15 protein-coding genes are annotated in these 16,190 nt (G+C 62.9%); 10 read left to right on the top strand and 5 right to left on the bottom strand.

Translation table 11 applies throughout. The annotated features are described in order from the left end of the window. Positions 1-74: 74 nt before the first annotated feature. The 6 genes from GGQ99_RS03375 (at position 75) to GGQ99_RS03350 (ending at position 5,643) form a co-directional block, all read left to right on the top strand. Positions 75-620, top strand: coding sequence for a histidine phosphatase family protein (locus GGQ99_RS03375; RefSeq protein WP_108609862.1), 546 nt, complete (start codon positions 75-77; stop codon positions 618-620). 136 nt (positions 621-756) lie between these two features. Further along, positions 757-1,065 (top strand): acyl carrier protein, encoded by a 309-nt coding sequence (locus tag GGQ99_RS03370; protein ID WP_183260656.1) that lies wholly within the window; start codon positions 757-759, stop codon positions 1,063-1,065. Between the two features lie 17 nt (positions 1,066-1,082). Further along, positions 1,083-2,270: a beta-ketoacyl-ACP synthase gene (locus tag GGQ99_RS03365; RefSeq protein WP_183260654.1), complete on the top strand. Its 1,188-nt coding sequence runs from the start codon at positions 1,083-1,085 to the stop codon at positions 2,268-2,270. Between the two features lie 18 nt (positions 2,271-2,288). Further along, a complete protein-coding gene (locus GGQ99_RS03360) occupies positions 2,289-3,560 on the top strand; it encodes a beta-ketoacyl-ACP synthase (RefSeq protein ID WP_183260652.1) in 1,272 nt (423 codons plus the stop codon). Between the two features lie 42 nt (positions 3,561-3,602). After that, complete coding sequence (locus tag GGQ99_RS03355; RefSeq protein WP_183260650.1) at positions 3,603-4,631, top strand: zinc-binding dehydrogenase; 1,029 nt, start codon at positions 3,603-3,605, stop codon at positions 4,629-4,631. Positions 4,632-4,695: 64 nt separating this feature from the next. Further along, positions 4,696-5,643 (top strand): lipid A biosynthesis lauroyl acyltransferase, encoded by a 948-nt coding sequence (locus tag GGQ99_RS03350; RefSeq protein ID WP_183262343.1) that lies wholly within the window; start codon positions 4,696-4,698, stop codon positions 5,641-5,643. A gap of 14 nt (positions 5,644-5,657) precedes the next feature. Here the strand turns inward: GGQ99_RS03350 and GGQ99_RS03345 are convergent, their stop codons facing one another. The 5 genes from GGQ99_RS03345 to GGQ99_RS03325 form a co-directional block, all read right to left on the bottom strand. Continuing rightward, positions 5,658-6,578: a dimethyl sulfoxide reductase anchor subunit family protein gene (locus GGQ99_RS03345; RefSeq protein ID WP_183260649.1), complete on the bottom strand. Its 921-nt coding sequence runs from the start codon at positions 6,576-6,578 to the stop codon at positions 5,658-5,660. 3 nt (positions 6,579-6,581) lie between these two features. Then, the gene (locus GGQ99_RS03340; protein ID WP_183260647.1) at positions 6,582-7,349 is read right to left on the bottom strand and encodes a 4Fe-4S dicluster domain-containing protein; all 768 of its coding nucleotides are present in this window, start codon (positions 7,347-7,349) and stop codon (positions 6,582-6,584) included. Then, on the bottom strand, positions 7,346-10,186 hold the full coding sequence (locus GGQ99_RS03335; RefSeq protein WP_183260645.1) for a molybdopterin oxidoreductase family protein: 2,841 nt from the start codon (positions 10,184-10,186) through the stop codon (positions 7,346-7,348). The genes GGQ99_RS03340 and GGQ99_RS03335 overlap by 4 nt, the downstream gene beginning before the upstream one ends. Positions 10,187-10,380: 194 nt before the next feature. Beyond that, positions 10,381-11,208: a hypothetical protein gene (locus tag GGQ99_RS03330; protein ID WP_183260643.1), complete on the bottom strand. Its 828-nt coding sequence runs from the start codon at positions 11,206-11,208 to the stop codon at positions 10,381-10,383. A gap of 155 nt (positions 11,209-11,363) precedes the next feature. Beyond that, positions 11,364-11,789 carry a L,D-transpeptidase gene (locus GGQ99_RS03325; RefSeq protein WP_108607833.1) on the bottom strand — a complete coding sequence of 142 codons (426 nt, stop codon included), beginning with the start codon at positions 11,787-11,789 and terminating at the stop codon, positions 11,364-11,366. A gap of 310 nt (positions 11,790-12,099) precedes the next feature. On the opposite strand from GGQ99_RS03325, the gene GGQ99_RS03320 reads away from it, so the two are divergent. The 4 genes from GGQ99_RS03320 to GGQ99_RS03305 all read left to right on the top strand — a co-directional run bounded on the left by GGQ99_RS03320 (position 12,100) and on the right by GGQ99_RS03305 (position 16,182). After that, positions 12,100-13,701 (top strand): flavin monoamine oxidase family protein, encoded by a 1,602-nt coding sequence (locus tag GGQ99_RS03320; RefSeq protein WP_246389396.1) that lies wholly within the window; start codon positions 12,100-12,102, stop codon positions 13,699-13,701. Between the two features lie 49 nt (positions 13,702-13,750). Beyond that, positions 13,751-14,164 (top strand): c-type cytochrome, encoded by a 414-nt coding sequence (locus tag GGQ99_RS03315; protein ID WP_108607831.1) that lies wholly within the window; start codon positions 13,751-13,753, stop codon positions 14,162-14,164. Between the two features lie 126 nt (positions 14,165-14,290). Beyond that, positions 14,291-14,791, top strand: coding sequence for a RidA family protein (locus GGQ99_RS03310; RefSeq protein ID WP_183260641.1), 501 nt, complete (start codon positions 14,291-14,293; stop codon positions 14,789-14,791). Positions 14,792-14,901: 110 nt separating this feature from the next. Continuing rightward, positions 14,902-16,182: an acetylornithine deacetylase/succinyl-diaminopimelate desuccinylase family protein gene (locus GGQ99_RS03305; RefSeq protein ID WP_183260639.1), complete on the top strand. Its 1,281-nt coding sequence runs from the start codon at positions 14,902-14,904 to the stop codon at positions 16,180-16,182. The last annotated feature ends 8 nt before the right edge of the window (positions 16,183-16,190 follow it).

Genomic DNA, 16,190 nt, shown 5'->3' with positions numbered 1-16,190 from the left:
CAGCATTTGGCATCGCCTTGCCTTTCATTCGGCTTTGGCATCCCTATATCCGCGTCGCCTGTTCGGGATCATTCATGCTTAGAATTGCCATTGCGGTCATGTTTTTGTTCGGCGCGCTGCCTGCCCACGCCACCGAAGCCGGCTGGGCATTGCTGCGCAACGGCGGCCATGTCGTGCTGCTGCGCAACGCGATGACCACCGGCACTGTCGAACCGCCAAACTTCGACATCGAAAAATGTGCGACCCAGCTCAATCTGTCCGACCGCGGTCGCCAGCAGGCGCGCAAGATCGGCGCATTGTTCGCCGCCCGCGCAGCCCCCGTCGAAAAGGTGTTGGCCAGCCGGTTCTGCCGGACGCTGGAAACCGCCCGCCTCGCCTTTAATGACCAGGTGGTTGAACCGCTGGCCGCGCTCGACAAACCCACCGAGGCAACCGCGGAGGTCGATGTCGCCGCAATCCTGGAGATAATCCGCAACTATTCCGGCTCGGACAATCTCGTGCTTGTGACCCACCTGGAGAACATCCAGGCGCTGACCGGAGCGGCGGCGCGCGAGGGCGAAGCGCTGATCGTCGGCCTGCAAGGAGAAAGGCTGCATGTGCTCGGCCGCATCGTCTTTTAGTGGCGCGCTGCCCTTGCTTGCCCCGACCTGCCCAGCCGGTTGCGTCAACCAAGCCGCAGGATTGGGCCTTTTCCTGCCCGGAAAAACCGATTAGACAGCCCCTCAAAACTATGCGCGCAGAATCTGTCCCGGATTCATGACCGCCCTCATCAAAGGAAAAAACGTGTCCACGACATTCGAGAAAGTCGCCAAGATCATTGCCGAAACCAGCGAGATCGACATCGACACCATCACGCCCGAGAGCCACACCATTGACGATCTGGGCATCGACAGCCTCGACTTCCTCGACATCGTCTTTGCCATCGACAAGGAATTCGGCATCAAGGTGCCGCTCGAGAAGTGGACGCAGGAAGTCAACGACGGCAAGGCTTCGACCGACGAGTACTTCGTCATGAAGAACCTCTGCGCCAAGATCGACGCACTCGTCGCCGCCAAGAACGCCTGAGCACGCTGAAGCCACCCATGGTCAACCGCGACGTCGTCATATCAGGCATCGGCCTTGTCTCCTCGCTCGGAGAAGGCGGCGATGCCCATTGGGACAAGATGACCGCGCCCGGCGTGGCACCGGTCACCGACGCCGAGCGCTTTCATCCCTATGTCGTGCATCCCCTGCCCGAGATCGATTGGGGCCTGCAGATCGCCAAGCGCGGCGACCAGCGGCAGATGGAAACCTGGCAGCGGCTTGGCACCTATACGGCGGGCATGGCGCTCGACGATGCCGGCATCAAGGGCAATGATGACCTCACCGCGACCATGGACATGGTTGTGGCCGCCGGCGGCGGCGAGCGCGACGAAGCGGTCGACGCCGGCGTGCTGGCGGCATCCGAAAACCGCACCGACCGCGACGTGCTGCTCAATGAGAAGCTGACCACGGAACTCAGGCCTACGCTTTTCCTGGCACAGCTTTCCAATCTGCTCGCCGGCAACATCTCGATCGTCCACAAGGTCACGGGCTCTTCCCGCACTTTCATGGGCGAAGAAGGCGCAGGCGTTGCCGCCATCGAGACCGCAGCGGCCCGCATCCGGTCGGGACAGTCGACGCATGTGCTGGTCGGCGGCTCGTTCCAGACCGAGCACCCCGACATGCTGCTCGGCTACGAACTCGGGCGCTATCTGCACCGCGGGCCCTGGAAGCCCGTCTGGCAAAGGCAGGGCTCGGAAGGTGGCGGCGTGGTCACCGGCTCCGGCGGCGCTTTCCTCGTGCTGGAAGCGCGCGAACATGCCGAAGCCCGCGGCCAGAATATCTACGCCCAGCTCGGCCCAGTCGTTTCGGGTCGTACCAGGCGTCGCAATGGCGGGCTCGAAGCAGGCATTGCTGAGCTGATTTCCAGGACTGAACTGCCCGGCGGCGAGCTGCTGGCAATTTCTGGCGCCTCGGGCGCGCATGCCGCCACAGCCGCCGAAAAGGCGGCATTGGAAGCCAACCCGGCGATTGCAGCCCGCGCCCTTTCGTCGCTCACCGGACACATGAAGGAAGCGCAGTTCCCGTTCGCGGTGGCGCTTGCCGCGCTCGCCGTCAGCCGCGGCGCCGGCTATCCGGCCTTCGAGGCCGGCGAGAAGGCATTCGCCGGAAAGCCCGCATCAGTGCTGGCAACTGCGGTCGGCTATCACCAATTCGAAGGCATGGCGCTCGTTTCCGCGCCGCGCTGAAGGGTGTCAGGACAAAACATGGCCAATCTGAAGGATCATCTCGGCAGACCCGTCGTCGCCGTCACCGGCATCGGTGTCGTCACCTCGCTTGGCGTCGGCAAGGCCGAAAACTGGGCGGCGCTGACATCGGGCAAGTCGGGCATTCACCCGATCACCCGCTTCCCGGTCGCTCTCCTCAACACCCAAATTTCGGGCATGATCGATTTCCTGCCGTCGAGCACCAAGGGTTCCAGCGCCCTCACATACGAACTGGCGGAGACGGCCGCCAAGGAAGCCGTGGCCGAGGCTGGGCTGGACACCGGGGATTTCGATGGCCCGCTGTTCCTTGCCTCGCCGCCGGTCGAGCTCGACTGGGCCGACCGCCTCGCGCTCTATGCCGGCGACAAGGAAGGCTCCGGCTACGAGCGCCTGCTTAAGGTGGCGCGCAGCCAGAACTCGCTCGACATGTTCGAAACGGCGCAGTTCGGCTCCATCGCCGACCGTCTTGCCGACCTGTTCGGCACGCGTGGCCTGCCGATCACGCTCTCGACCGCCTGCGCGTCGGGTGCCACCGCGATCCAGCTTGGCGTCGAGGCCATCCGCCGCGGCGAATGCGACCGCGCGCTGTCAATCGGCGCCGACGGCTCAGCTACCGCCGAGGCGCTGATCCGCTTTTCGCTGCTTTCGGCGCTTTCAACCAACAACGCGGTGCCGGCAAAGGCCTCCAAGCCATTCTCCAAGGACCGCGACGGCTTCGTGCTGGCGGAAGGCTCCGCAGCGCTGGTGCTGGAATCGCTCGAAAGCGCGCTCGCCCGCGGAGCGGAAGTCCTCGGCATCCTGCGCGGCTGCGGCGAAAAGTCGGACGACTTCCACCGTACCCGCTCCAAGCCGGACGGTTCGCCCGCCATCGGCGCGGTCAAGGCCGCCCTCGCCGACGCAGGCCTCCGCGAAGACGAGATCGACTACGTCAACGCCCATGGCACGTCGACGCCTGAAAACGACAAGATGGAACACCTGTCGCTGTCGACTGTGTTCGGCGAACGCATCCGCAAGATTCCCGTCTCTTCCAACAAGTCGATGATCGGTCACACGCTGTCGGCAGCAGGGGCCATCGAAGCGGCATTCTCGCTGATGACCATGCGCGAGGGCGTCATTCCACCGACCATCAACTACGACAATCCCGATCCTTCGATCGAGCTCGACGTGGTGCCGAATGTGAAGCGGAAGGCCGAAGTTCGCACCGTGCTTTCCAACTCCTTCGGCTTCGGCGGCCAGAACACCTGCCTTGTCATGGCGCGGGAACCGGTCTAAGCGACCGTCTCAACGTTCCAGAGACAAGGATTTAGCGACATCATGCGCGCATTGCAGCTCGTCGAGGACCGCCGGCTCGAGCAGGTGGACATCGCTCCGCCGCCGCCACCCGGCCTCGGCGAAGTCACGCTCCGCATCAAGGCCGTGGCGCTCAACCACATCGACGTATGGGGCTGGCGCGGCATGGCCTTTGCCAAGCGCAAGATGCCGCTGGTCATCGGCGCCGAAGCCTCGGGCGAGGTCGATGAGGTCGGCCCCGGCGTCACCGGTCTCAAACCCGGTCAGTTGGTCTCGATCTACGGTGCCCGCACCTGTGGCCTGTGCCGCCCGTGCCGCGAGGGTCGTGACAATCTCTGCGAGCACGTCTCGGGCGTGCACGGCTTCCACCTCGACGGCTTTGCCCAGGAAAAAATCAACCTGCCGGCACGACTGCTCGTCCCCGCCCCTCCCGGCGTCGACGCCATTGGTGCTGCAGTCGCCCCGGTCACCTTTGGTACCGTCGAGCACATGCTGTTCGACAACGCCAAGCTTGAACCGGGCGAGACGATCCTGATCCACGCCGGCGGTTCGGGCATCGGCTCGGCAGCGATCCAGCTAGCCAAGAAGATGGGCTGCACCGTCATCACCACTGTCGGCTCGAACGACAAGATCGAGAAGGCCAAGGCTCTCGGCGCCGATCATGTCATAAACTACCGCGAAGACCGTTTCGAAGGCGTGGTGCGCAAGCTGACCAGGAAGAAGGGCGTCGACGTCGTCTTCGAGCACGTCGGCAAGGACACCTGGGCTGGCTCTATGTTCAGCCTGAAGCGTGGCGGCCGCCTCGTGACTTGCGGCTCGACATCAGGCGTTTCCACCGACATGAACCTGATGATGCTGTTCCAGCAGCAGCTGAAGATCCTCGGCTCCTTCGGCTGCCGCATGGAAAACATGGCCGACGCCATGCAGAAGATGGCCGCCGGTCTCGTCAAGCCGATCATCGACACCGAGGTGGACTTCACCTCCATCGACACCGCACTGAAGCGGATGGAAGGTCGTGACGTGTTCGGCAAGATCATCCTCCGTATCGACTGAGGGTTTGCCGGAGTTGCCCCGCAAGAAGGCCAGCAAGATACCCAACCCCACGGTCGTTCGGATCATGGGGCGGCTGCGCATGCTGAACTACTGGCTGGTCGCACAGGTGGCTCTCGTGGTGCTCAAGCTGCTTCGCCTCTTTCCGGTCGACAAGGCGCTGAACTTCGCCGACCGCGCGGCACGTACCGTCGGCCCGTGGTTCGGCCGCCATCGGGTTGCCCTCTCCAACCTGCGCAATGCCTACCCGGAAAAGAGCGAAGCCGAGATCGAAGCCATCGCCCTCGACATGTGGGGCAATATGGGCCGGCTAGGCGCGGAGTACATCTTCCTCGAGCAAATCTTCGATTTCGATCCCAAGGCAAGCACGCCCGGCCGCATCGAAGTGGCGGGCGACGAGCATTTCGCCGAGATCGCCGGCGAGGAAAAGCCGCATATCCTCTTCACCGCACATCTCGGCAATTTCGAGCTCTTGCCGATTGCCGCCGCGACCTTCGGCATGAAGATCACGGCGCTGTTCAGGCCTCCGAACAATCCCTATCTCGCCGAGTACATCCTCTCGACGCGCACGTCGAACATGGGCGACCTGCTGGCCTCGCAGCGCGGCGCATCATTTGCACTGGCAGGCATCCTCGACCGCGGCGGCAACGTTGGGGTTCTTGTCGACCAGAAATTCAACCGCGGCCTGCGGACGACCTTCTTTGGTCGCGAATGCGAAACCAATCCGGTGCTCGCCATGCTGGCGCGCCACTATGAGTGCGACGTCTATCCCGCCCATTGCGTCCGGCTTCCAGGCAACCGCTACCGCCTGTCCGTCGAGGAAAAGCTGACGCTGCCGCGCCGCGCCGACGGCGCGGTCGACGTCCAAGCGACCACCCAGATGCTCAACGATGCCGTCGAACGCTGGATTCGCGAGGATCCGGGGCAGTGGATGTGGTTCCACAAGCGCTGGACGCTTTCCAAGGGAAAGCGCCGGAAGGCCAACAAGACCGACAAGCTGGCTGCCGATTCCTGAGCCTCGCCGACGCGCTACCCGCCGTAATAGTTCATGACGGCGTGACGAGCCTCGGCGAAGAAAAGCCAGCGTTCAACGACCAGGCCAAGCGCATAGAACCCAACGGCAAGTACCGATGCGACGATGGTCACGGCGCCCACGCCTGAGAGCATCGCGACCACCAGCAGCAACACTGGCACGGCGCCGCCGGCAATCACCGCAATCTTCGACAGCTTCAGTGCGTGCTTGCGGGCGACCTTGAAGCCCATCTCACGGGTCAGGTAGTTATCGTTGATGTGCGGCCGCTCGAACAGCCGAACGTGGCCGATATTGCCGAGCCCGGTGGCACTCTCGGGCGTCGACAGGGGCACGAGTGTCCGCAAGCGTGTCCACCATTGGTGCTTGGCAATCCACGCCGCCACGACAAACAGAGCCGCGATTGCGGCGCAAACCGTGCCGCCCGTGCCGGATGAGTACCCGGCGACGGCTGCAAGCAGGAAGCCGCCTGCGGCGGCGAACAACAGGTAGCAAAGTGGCGTAAACCCGGTGTTCCAGGCCTGGAGCGAGCGCAGCGAGGCATAGATCATCGCTGTGCAAAAGACCGTGATGCCACACATGGCCGTGCCGATCAGACCGGCAGCCGGAAGGTACCGCCCCTCGATTACCGAAAACCAGGCGGAAATCATCAGTGGCACGAAGGTCAGTATTGCCATCACGCCTTCGCGCGACAGCCAGCTTGACCGCCATTGCGACAGCGCCCGCCAGGCGCGCTGCGGGTTGCCGAGGTGCAAAGTCGACGACAGCAGCCCGCCGGCAATCATCACCGGCGCAGCCAGATGCGCAATTTTCACCGACAAGGTTGAAGCGTCGAGCAGGCCGAGACCCAGCACCGCCGCCAGGCCGTAGCCGAGCCCGGAAAGCGTCGTGAACAGGATGATGGAAGGTGCGGGATGCATGTTTCAGATTCGGTCCAGCATGCCGTCGAGCCAGGCAAAAAAACCCTTGGCGCCGTCGGTGTTTTCAGCGAGCACCGCCGAACCGGCACTTGCGGCGAGTGGCTTGCGCGCACGCGGCGGCAGATATTTGTTGGTCGGGCGTGTCCCCTGTTCCGGCATCAGGTCGTAGCCGCCGCGTTCGGCCACCATGCGGGAGACATCCGAGCCCGGATCGCCGAGATCGCCGTAGTGCCGGGCATTGGCCGGGCATGTACGCACGCAGGACGGAATGCGGTCGACCTCCTTCAGCGTCTCGTTGTAGACGCGGTCGACGCACAGCGTGCACTTCTTCATCACCCCTGCGGCGAGGTCCATTTCGCGCGCGCCATAGGCGCAGGACCAGGCACACAGCCCACAGCCGATGCATTTGCTCTCGTCGACCAGAACGATGCCGTCTTCGGCGCGCTTGTAGGAGGCGCCCGTCGGGCACACGGTGACGCAAGGCGCGTCCTCGCAGTGCAGGCAGGATTTTGGGAAATGCACGATGCGCGCTTCGCCCGCCTCGCCGATCACCTGCCCGCCCTCCGGCAGGACCTCGAAGGTGTGGATGCGGTTGAGGAAGGTACCGGAGACATCAGCACCATAGGGGTCCTGATCCGACAATGCGGCGCCATAGCCGCCGGTATTCCATTCCTTGCAGCTGATGACGCAGGCATGGCAGCCGACACAGACATCGAGGTCGATGACGAGCCCGAGTTTCCTAGGCGTTGGCGACGACGGCAGCAGGGTCATTTCGCCCACTCCTGGCCGTAGCGGAGTTCTTCCGCTTGCGCGCGCTCCGGTGCTACCGCACCAAAATGCGGTTCGCTGACCTCGGCTCGCTCGGCCTTCTCGATCCGAACCCTGAGGTCGTACCAAGCCGCCTGGCCGGTGATCGGATCGGAGTTCGACCAGCGCATTCCGTCGCCCTTCGGCGGTAGAAGTTCATGGATCAAGTGGTTCATCAGGAAGCCTTTTTTGGCTTCCGGCGCGTCCTTGTCGAGGGCCCATGCGCCTTCCCGCTTGCCGATGGCATTCCAGGTCCAGATCGTACTTGAGTTGACCGCCTCCATCCGCGCTATCTCGACCTTGATGCGGCCGTGATGCGAAATCACCCAGACCCAGTCGCCGTCGACCAGCCCGATCTCGTCGCAGATTGAACCCGGCACGTAGAGCGGGTTTTTCGTATGAATCTGGCGCAGCCAGGCGTTCATCGAGCCCCAGGAATGATACATCGCCGCCGGACGCTGGGTAATGGCGTGGTAGGGATACTCCTCGCGGCTGACGGCGGCCTCCTCGAACGGCCGGTACCACACCGGCAACGGATCGAAGGTGGCGAGGATGCGTTCGCGATGCGTCTCAGGTGCCACCGGCTCGCGCAGGCACTCTGCCGAGAGCCGGAATTTCTGCAGCGTTTCCTGGTAGAGCTGGAAGGTTACCGGCTTCGGCTCGTCGAAGAAGCCCATACGGACGGCGAAATCCTGGTAGGCCTTGTTGGCATGCTTGAAGAACTGGGCTTCGAGCGGGATGTGCACTGAGAAGAACGAGCCGTTCTCGATATAGCGATTGAGCTGCTCCGGATTGATCGCCCCTCGCCCGGTGCGGTCGCCATTGCTGCCGCGGAAGCCCGCCAGCGGGCCTATGCCAGGCCGCCGCTCGTGGCGCACGATATAGTCGGCGTAGTCTTTGTAGAGCGCCTTGCCGCGGCTATCGACGAAGCCGGGCAGCCTGAGCCGCGCGCCGAGGTCGATCAGCACCGACTGGAAACCGCGCACGTCGCGATCTGGCTCGACCACCGGCCAGCGGATCGCGTCCTGCACGGCATCCGGTTCGGAAATCGGCCGGTCGAGCAGCGAAATGCAGTCATGTCGTTCGAGATAGGTCGTGTCGGGCAGCACGAGGTCGGCGTAAGCCACCATCTCGGAGGAATAGGCATCCGAATAGATGATCTTCGGGATGCGGTACTCGCCGGTATCAGGATCCTTGTCCTCGAGCATCTTGATGACGCCGGCCGTGTTCATCGACGAGTTCCAGGCCATGTTGGCCATGTAGAGGAACATCAGGTCGATCGGGTACGGATCGCCGGCATGCGCATTGGCGATCACCATGTGCATCAGCCCGTGAGCCGAGATCGGCGCGTCCCATGAAAACGCCTTGTCGATGCGCATCGGCTTGCCTTCGGCGTCGAGCAACAGATCTTCCGGCCCCCGGGGAAAGCCGAGATGCGGGCCCGAAAGCGGCTTGTTGGAGCCGAAATGCTCGGCCTTGCCGTGCGGCGTCGGATGCGCTTCGATCGGCTTGGGATAAGGCGGCTCGAAACGGAATGCGCCCGGGCAGTCGACGGCGCCGATCAGCACCTGCAGCATGTGCAGCGCGCGCGCCGTCTGGAAGCCATTGGAGTGGGCCGAAAGCCCGCGCATGGCATGGAACGACACCGGCCGGCCGACAAACGCCTCGTGGCGCTCGTCATTCATGTCGGTCCAGGGCTGGTCGATGCTGATCGCCTCATCGAAGGCGACGCGCGCGATCTCGGCCGCCAGTCCGCGGATGACATCGGCAGCAATGCCGGTCTCCTTGGCGACCGCTTCCGGCGCATATTGTGGATCGAGGTATTTTTCGGCGAGGAGCTGGAATGACGGCACGGCGAAGCGGCCATCCGGTAGCTCTACCCGGCCCGACAAGGCCGCCCGCGCGCCCCTGGTGCCCAGTGGCACGACGTGCTCGGTCACCGTTTCGAAGACCTGCGGCTTGCCGTTGTCGTCGCGGACGAAAAGCCCGTGTTCGGCGGTTCCCGGCGCGTCGAGTACCAGCCAGGTCGCGTTGGAATAACGCACGATGTAGTCGACATCGATCTTCCGCGCCTTGAGCAGTTCGTGCACCACCGCAAGGATCAGCAGGCCATCGGTGCCGGGCCGGATACCGATCCAGTTGTCGGCGACGGCGGAATAGCCGGTTCGCACCGGATTGACCGAGACGAAACGCGCGCCGCGCTTCTTGAGCTTCGAGATGCCGATCTTGATCGGATTGGAATCGTGGTCCTCGGCGACACCGAACATGACGAAGAGCTTGGTCCGGTCCCAGTCGGGCGCACCGAATTCCCAAAACGCCCCGCCAATGGTCATGATGCCGGCCGCCGCCATGTTGACCGAGCAGAATCCGCCATGGGCGGCATAATTCGGCGTGCCGAACTGCTGCGCCCAGAACCCGGTCAGCGACTGCGACTGGTCGCGCCCGGTAAAGAAGGCGAGCTTCTTCGGATCGTCCTGCCGGACGCCGTCCAGCCAGTCGGTGGCCAGAGCCAGGGCCTCGTCCCAGGAGATTTCCTTGAACTGACCCGAGCCGCGCGGCCCGGTCCTGAGCAGCGGTGCGCGCAGCCGCGCCGGCGCGTAGTGCTGCATGATTCCGGCCGAGCCCTTGGCGCAGAGCACGCCGCGATTGACCGGATGGTCGCGGTTGCCTTCGATGTAGCGGACCTTGCCGTCCTTGAGATGGACGTCGATGCCGCAGCGGCAGGCGCACATGTAGCATGTGGTCTTGCGGACCTCATCGGAGACGGGCTCCGAAAGCGCTACATGCGGTTCTGATTTCATTCGGCGGGCTCCCTAGGCAAGAGTCCTAGCGAGGCCAACACCGAAAGGAAATGCTTGAAAACGGCTCTCTACGGCAAAATTTGTCTATTTACTGATAGCAACTTAGTTCGAGCGCCTCATGTCGTGCTGCAAATGAAAAGGCCGGGGAGCCCCCACTCCCCGGCCGTCGCAGGCCCGTCTCTGCGAAATGGGGTCTAGAAGAACAGATAGCTCGACCGCTGCGTATCCATCGTCGCGCCATTGCGGTCCTCGTCCAGCAGCGTATCGGCACCGAATGTGGCGCGGATGCCAAGAACCAGCTTGTGAATATTGACATCACTGGACGTGCTGAGGTGATCGAACTGGTAACGGCCAAACACTGTCCAGGGGGTGTTGTCAAAGCGGTAGTTGCCCTGCAGGGCAAGTGTTACCGTGTCACCTTCCGCACCCGGAAGATCGACCGACCGATAGCCGATTTCGCCATCAAACCGCAGATTTGGCTGCGCAAAGTAGCGCGCCACACCGCGAACGCCCCAGATGTCGGCGTGCTCGGAGAAGCCGGATTGGCGCAACTGGCCATAATAAGCCTGTCCATACAGGGTCACGTTGTCGAAATAGACCTGAGCTTCCGGGCCGACCGTGAAACTATAGAGATCTGTTGGTCCGGTATCGCCACCATAGCCATTGATAGTGGCAAAGGCGCCTACCGCGAAGCGGCTGGGATCGCGCCAGTAGGCATGCAACGCGCCGCCATAGCTGTTCGCGTCGCCTTCATCGATCCACAGCCCGTCGGCAAAGAGGTCGCCCTGGATGTTCCAGCGCGCATCGATCGGATAATTCAATCTTGCGGCACCGCCGGCAACCCAACCATCCAGGTTGCCGCCGTCAGCGTCGAGCCAAATCCCGCCGAGATAGGCTTCGATATGTCCGGAGACGCGTGGGCCAGCAACAACTGGCTCCTCTACGATCGGCTGGACGACGTCTGCTGCGAATGCTGCGGAAGAAGTGAGCGCCAGGAAAGCTGCCGCCAGAACCCGTTTCATGAAATCCCCTCGAAAGAAATTCCAGCCTGAGTTGCAGTCACATTAGCAGGCAGTCGAGAAAATGAGTATGATCTTGCCGACTTGCAAAGCACATTTGGGCCTCCTGTGCGGCAAATCCGCAACATAAGCTACAGGCTGCTTGAAACGACAGCATCCTAATTGGTGACGACGATTCTCGTATTGCGCGCGCCAACTTCCTTGACCAAGGCATAGAACCTGGCGGCGTTGGCTGTCTGCAACCGGACGCAGCCATGCGATGCCGGCCGGCCGAGTTGGCGTACAGCGCCCGTGCCGTGGATGGCATAGCCGCCATTGTAGAAGACCGAATAGGGCATCGGCGAGTTGTCATATTTCTGTGAGTACCAGATCCGGTGCAGGCGCTTGGGCCGCCAACTGCCGCGCGGCGTGACATACCCCCTGCGCGCCGTCGACACCGGCCATTGGTGGATCACCCGCCCGCCCATGCTGACCGTCATGGTCTGGCTCGAGACGTTGACCCTGGCGACAAGAACATCGGCCAGTGCCTGGGCCGGAAGTCCAGCAAGAGCCAAAGCGGCGGCAACGAAGAGCGCCTTGTACATCTGTCGTACACTCCCCTGTCCGGCAGTTTTTCTGCCCTGACGAAGATGGGAGCATGAAAAGTTGTACGGTTGGTAAATATACAACATGGGAGCGAGTGGCGCCCGAAACGGGCATTGCCAGGGGCGACAAAAACGCTCTTCGCCGACTTCCCATGGCATCCCGCCAGCCCCTATCGCCACCCTGGTCTGGCCCAGTTGACACGCCCATGCATGGGCATAGGCTCGCCCCTGCAGCTGGAGCGAGGTTCCATCGTGCTCCAGCCGGACAACGTGCGGCCGACATCGGACCGTCGCCCGGAGGATCTCGAAAATGCAATCATCCCAATATTTTAGCGGTATGAGCAGGCGCAACCTGCTGTCGTTGATCGGCCTGACAGCAGGCTCGGCGGCCATGTATCAGGCCATGACCAGCCTCGGGCTGGCCGTTGAATCCGGCTACAAGGGACCGGTCAAGCTGGAAGGCGATCCGAAGGGCGCCACCGTGCTCATCCTGGGCGCCGGCCTTGCCGGCATGACGGCCGCGCTCGAGCTTCGCCAGGCCGGATACAAGGTCAAGATCCTCGAATACAACAACAGGTCGGGCGGCCGAAACTGGACGCTGCGTGGCGGCGACAGCTACACCGAACTCGGTGGCGCGACGCAGAAATGCGAATTCGACGAAGGCCTCTACATCAATCCCGGCCCGTGGCGCATTCCGTATCACCACAACGGGCTTCTAGCCTATTGCCGGCGCCTCGGCGTCACGCTCGAGCCGTTCCAGCAGCTCAATCACAACGCCTTCCTGCATTCGTCCAAGGCATTCGGCGGAAAGCCGCAGCGCGTGCGCGACATCAAGATCGACTTCCAGGGCCACGTTTCGGAATTGCTGGCCAAGGTCGCCCATACCGGCAAGCTCGAAGGCGGCGTCACCAAGGAAGACCAGGAGATGCTGGTCGAGGCGCTGCGCTCGTGGGGGGCGCTCGACAAGGACTATGCCTATACCAAGAGCGTTGCTACTTCCGAATTCCGCGGCTTTGCCAAGGATCCCGGCGGCGGCCTCGGCGCGGCACCTGTGCCGAGCGATCCCATTGCGCTGACCGACATTCTGAGCTCGGGCCTGTGGGGCAGCCTGGCCAACTTCGCGCTCTACGAATTCCAGACGACCATGTTCCAGCCGGTCGGCGGCATCGACATGATCGGCAAGGCCTTCACCAAGGAGGTCGGCGATCTCATCACCTACAACGCCAAGGTCTCCAAGATCCATCAGGACGAAAAGGGCGTGACCGTCACCTATGAGGACGTCCAAAAACCCGGCACGACGGCCGAGGAAAAGGCTGACTGGTGCATCTGCACCATTCCGCTGACTATCCTCGCCCAGATCGAGATCAATGTCGGCGCACCGATGCAGGCAGCCATCGAGGCGGTGCCCTATGCCTCGTCGGTCAAGGTCGGCCTGCAGTTCAAGCGCCGCTTCTGGGAACAGGACGAACTGATCTTCGGCGGCGTCAGCTATACCGACCTGCCGATCACCCAGATCTCCTATCCGAGCACCAGCTTCAACACCAATGGCAAGGGCGTGCTGCTCGGCGCCTACACCTGGAATGGGCCGCACTCCTACGAGTTCACTTCGATGGCGCCCGAGGAGCGCGTCAAGCGTGCCGTCGAATACGGCACGATGATCCACCCGCAATACAAGGATGAGTTCGAGAACGGCATCTCGATGGCCTGGCATCGTTCGCCCTTCACCCTCGGCTGCGCCGGCGACTGGACGGAGGAAGCGCGCAAGGAGCACTACGACAACCTGTGCCAGATCGACGGGCGCATCGTGTTGGCCGGCGAGCATGCCTCCTACATCCCTGCGTGGATGGAGGGCGCGATCCTGTCGTCGCTCGATGCCATCACCAGGCTGCATCAACGTGTCGTCGCGGGATGACGGCCATGCCGTTTGTCCCTCACCCCTCGTTCTCGCAAGGCATGCCAATATGACCCAGCAACCCAAGCACTCACTCGGCCTGGTGGCCGCAACCGCCCTCGTCACGGCTTTCTCTGCCACGGTGGCACTGGCCGATTCGGCCGGCGCCACATTCAGCGACGGCGACAATTTCTCCGAAAAGACCGGCCAGGAACTGTACGCCAATGTCTGCCAGGCCTGTCACATGGACCAGGGCCAGGGCGCGGTCGGCGCCGGCAAGTACCCGGCCCTCGCCAAGAACGTGAACCTGGAGGCCGGCGGCTACCCGGTCTTCGTCATCCTGCATGGCCTCAAAGGCATGCCTCCGGTCGGCAAGATGATGAGCGACGACCAGGTCGCCGCGGTGGTCAACTATGTCCGAACCAATTTCGGCAATGACTACAAGGATGCGGTGACGGCCGAGGACGTTGCCGGCTCGCGCTGACACATCATCGCCAGAATCGACCCTTGAAGATGCCTGTTCAACAGGTTGGAGCGATTCTCTGACCCGTCCAAGGCAGCCGGTGATCCTGCCGACTGCTCCGTTTCCATGCGGCAAAAGGAGAAAGAGATGACAAAGATGCGGATCGGCGCCGCTGCGCTTGCGGCTGGCCTTTTCCTCGGCGGAAGCGCGATGGCCCAGAATGTCTTGCGCCACAAAAACCCGAATTCGGACTTCCCGATCGCCCAGGCAGTCGAGGTGCCGGCGGGCAAGACGACCGTCTATGTCAGCGGCGCGGTGCCGTCCGTCGTCGACGAAAAGGCCGAAAAAGGCAGCCTCGCCGCCTATGGCAACACCAAGACCCAGACCGAATCGGTCCTGAAGTCGATCGAAAAGACGCTCGACAGCCTCGGCCTGAAGATGGGCGACGTGGTCAAGATGCAGGTTTTCCTGGTCGGCGACCCCGACAAGGGCGGCAAGATGGATTTCGGCGGCTTCATGGAAGGCTACGTCCAGTTCTTCGGCACCAAGGAACAGCCCAACCTGCCGGCTCGCTCGGTGATGCAGGTCGCCGGCCTCGTCGCTCCCGGCTGGCTGGTCGAAATCGAAGTCACGGCCGTTCGTCCCTAGCGCCCCTCCCAAGTCCGGCTGCCCGGTTTCCGGGCAGTCGGCGCGCTCGACACGTTTGCGCGGATGCGCAAGACTGTAATCGACAGGCAAATCGGGTTCGTGTCGAACGCATGTATGACAAGCTTTTCAAGATCATAGACGACCGCCGCGACGAACTGGCCGCGCTCACGGCCGAATTGATCCGCTTTCCCACCATCAATCCGCCCGGCGACGCTTATCGTCCCTGTGCCGAGTTTCTCGGCGCGCGTCTCGCCAAGCGCGGTTTTGGTATCGAGTACATCCGTGCCGAGGGCACACCCGGCGATACCGACCGCTATCCCCGCATTAATGTCGTCGCCCGCTTCGACGGCCGTTCGCGTGGCCAGACGGTTCATTTCAACTCGCATATCGACGTCGTCGAAGCCGGCGAAGGCTGGACCGTCGATCCTTTCGCAGGGGTCATCCGTGACGGTCGCGTCTATGGCCGCGGTGCCTGCGACATGAAGGGCGGGCTCGCCGCCTCGATAATCGCGGCGGAAGCGTTCATGGACGTGAACCCGGATTTCCCCGGCGCCATCGAGATATCAGGCACTGTCGACGAGGAATCGGGCGGTTTCGGCGGCGTCGCCTATCTCGCCGGCAAGGGCTATTTCTCGCAGCCCAAGGTCGACCACGTCATCATCCCCGAACCGCTCAACAAGGATCGGATCTGCCTCGGCCATCGCGGCGTTTGGTGGGCCGAGATCGAGACCAAGGGCGAGATCGCGCACGGCTCGATGCCGTTCCTGGGTGATTGTGCCGTTCGCCACATGGGCGCCGTGCTCGAAGCCTTCGAGCAGGAGCTATTCCCTGCGCTTGATCGCAAGACCACGCGCATGCCGGTGGTGCCGGAGGGTGCGCGGCGCTCGACGATGAACATCAACTCCATCCATGGCGGCCAGACCGACGATTTCCGCCCCGGCCTGCCTTCGCCCAACGTGCCCGATTCCTGCCGGCTGACCATCGACCGGCGTTTCCTGCTCGAGGAGAACATCATCGACGTGAAGGGCGAAGTCACAAGCATTCTCGATCGCCTGAAGCGCGAGCGGAAAAAATTCGACTACGAGATCCGCGACATCATGGAGGTCCAGCCGCTGATGACCGAGCGCGATGCGCCGGTTGCCTCGGCCATCGCCAAAGGCATCCGCGAGATCTTCGACAAGGAGCCGGAATACGTCATCTCGCCCGGCACCTACGATCAGAAGCACGTCGCCCGTATCGGCCACCTGTACGATTGCATCGCCTATGGCCCCGGTATTCTCGACCTCGCGCACCGGCCCGACGAGTGGGTCGGCATAGATGACATGGTGCAATCGGCAAAGGTGATGGCAATCGGGCTCGACGTCTTGCTGCGTGGCCAGTTCAACGGCTGAACGAGCAA

This window comes from Aminobacter niigataensis (assembly GCF_014200015.1).
GTDB classification, from domain to species: Bacteria; Pseudomonadota; Alphaproteobacteria; order Rhizobiales; family Rhizobiaceae; genus Aminobacter; species Aminobacter niigataensis.
The sequence above is the reverse complement of the archived record's forward strand: the minus strand, read 5'-3'. Positions and strand labels throughout refer to the sequence as shown.

Coding starts and splice junctions, on each gene's coding strand:
- GGQ99_RS03375 (WP_108609862.1), top strand. CDS start 75: ATGCTTAGAATTGCCATTGCGGTCATGTTTTTGTTCGGCGCGCTGCCT.
- GGQ99_RS03370 (WP_183260656.1), top strand. CDS start 757: ATGACCGCCCTCATCAAAGGAAAAAACGTGTCCACGACATTCGAGAAA.
- GGQ99_RS03365 (WP_183260654.1), top strand. CDS start 1,083: ATGGTCAACCGCGACGTCGTCATATCAGGCATCGGCCTTGTCTCCTCG.
- GGQ99_RS03360 (WP_183260652.1), top strand. CDS start 2,289: ATGGCCAATCTGAAGGATCATCTCGGCAGACCCGTCGTCGCCGTCACC.
- GGQ99_RS03355 (WP_183260650.1), top strand. CDS start 3,603: ATGCGCGCATTGCAGCTCGTCGAGGACCGCCGGCTCGAGCAGGTGGAC.
- GGQ99_RS03350 (WP_183262343.1), top strand. CDS start 4,696: ATGGGGCGGCTGCGCATGCTGAACTACTGGCTGGTCGCACAGGTGGCT.
- GGQ99_RS03345 (WP_183260649.1), bottom strand. CDS start 6,578: ATGCATCCCGCACCTTCCATCATCCTGTTCACGACGCTTTCCGGGCTC.
- GGQ99_RS03340 (WP_183260647.1), bottom strand. CDS start 7,349: ATGACCCTGCTGCCGTCGTCGCCAACGCCTAGGAAACTCGGGCTCGTC.
- GGQ99_RS03335 (WP_183260645.1), bottom strand. CDS start 10,186: ATGAAATCAGAACCGCATGTAGCGCTTTCGGAGCCCGTCTCCGATGAG.
- GGQ99_RS03330 (WP_183260643.1), bottom strand. CDS start 11,208: ATGAAACGGGTTCTGGCGGCAGCTTTCCTGGCGCTCACTTCTTCCGCA.
- GGQ99_RS03325 (WP_108607833.1), bottom strand. CDS start 11,789: ATGTACAAGGCGCTCTTCGTTGCCGCCGCTTTGGCTCTTGCTGGACTT.
- GGQ99_RS03320 (WP_246389396.1), top strand. CDS start 12,100: ATGCAATCATCCCAATATTTTAGCGGTATGAGCAGGCGCAACCTGCTG.
- GGQ99_RS03315 (WP_108607831.1), top strand. CDS start 13,751: ATGACCCAGCAACCCAAGCACTCACTCGGCCTGGTGGCCGCAACCGCC.
- GGQ99_RS03310 (WP_183260641.1), top strand. CDS start 14,291: ATGACAAAGATGCGGATCGGCGCCGCTGCGCTTGCGGCTGGCCTTTTC.
- GGQ99_RS03305 (WP_183260639.1), top strand. CDS start 14,902: ATGTATGACAAGCTTTTCAAGATCATAGACGACCGCCGCGACGAACTG.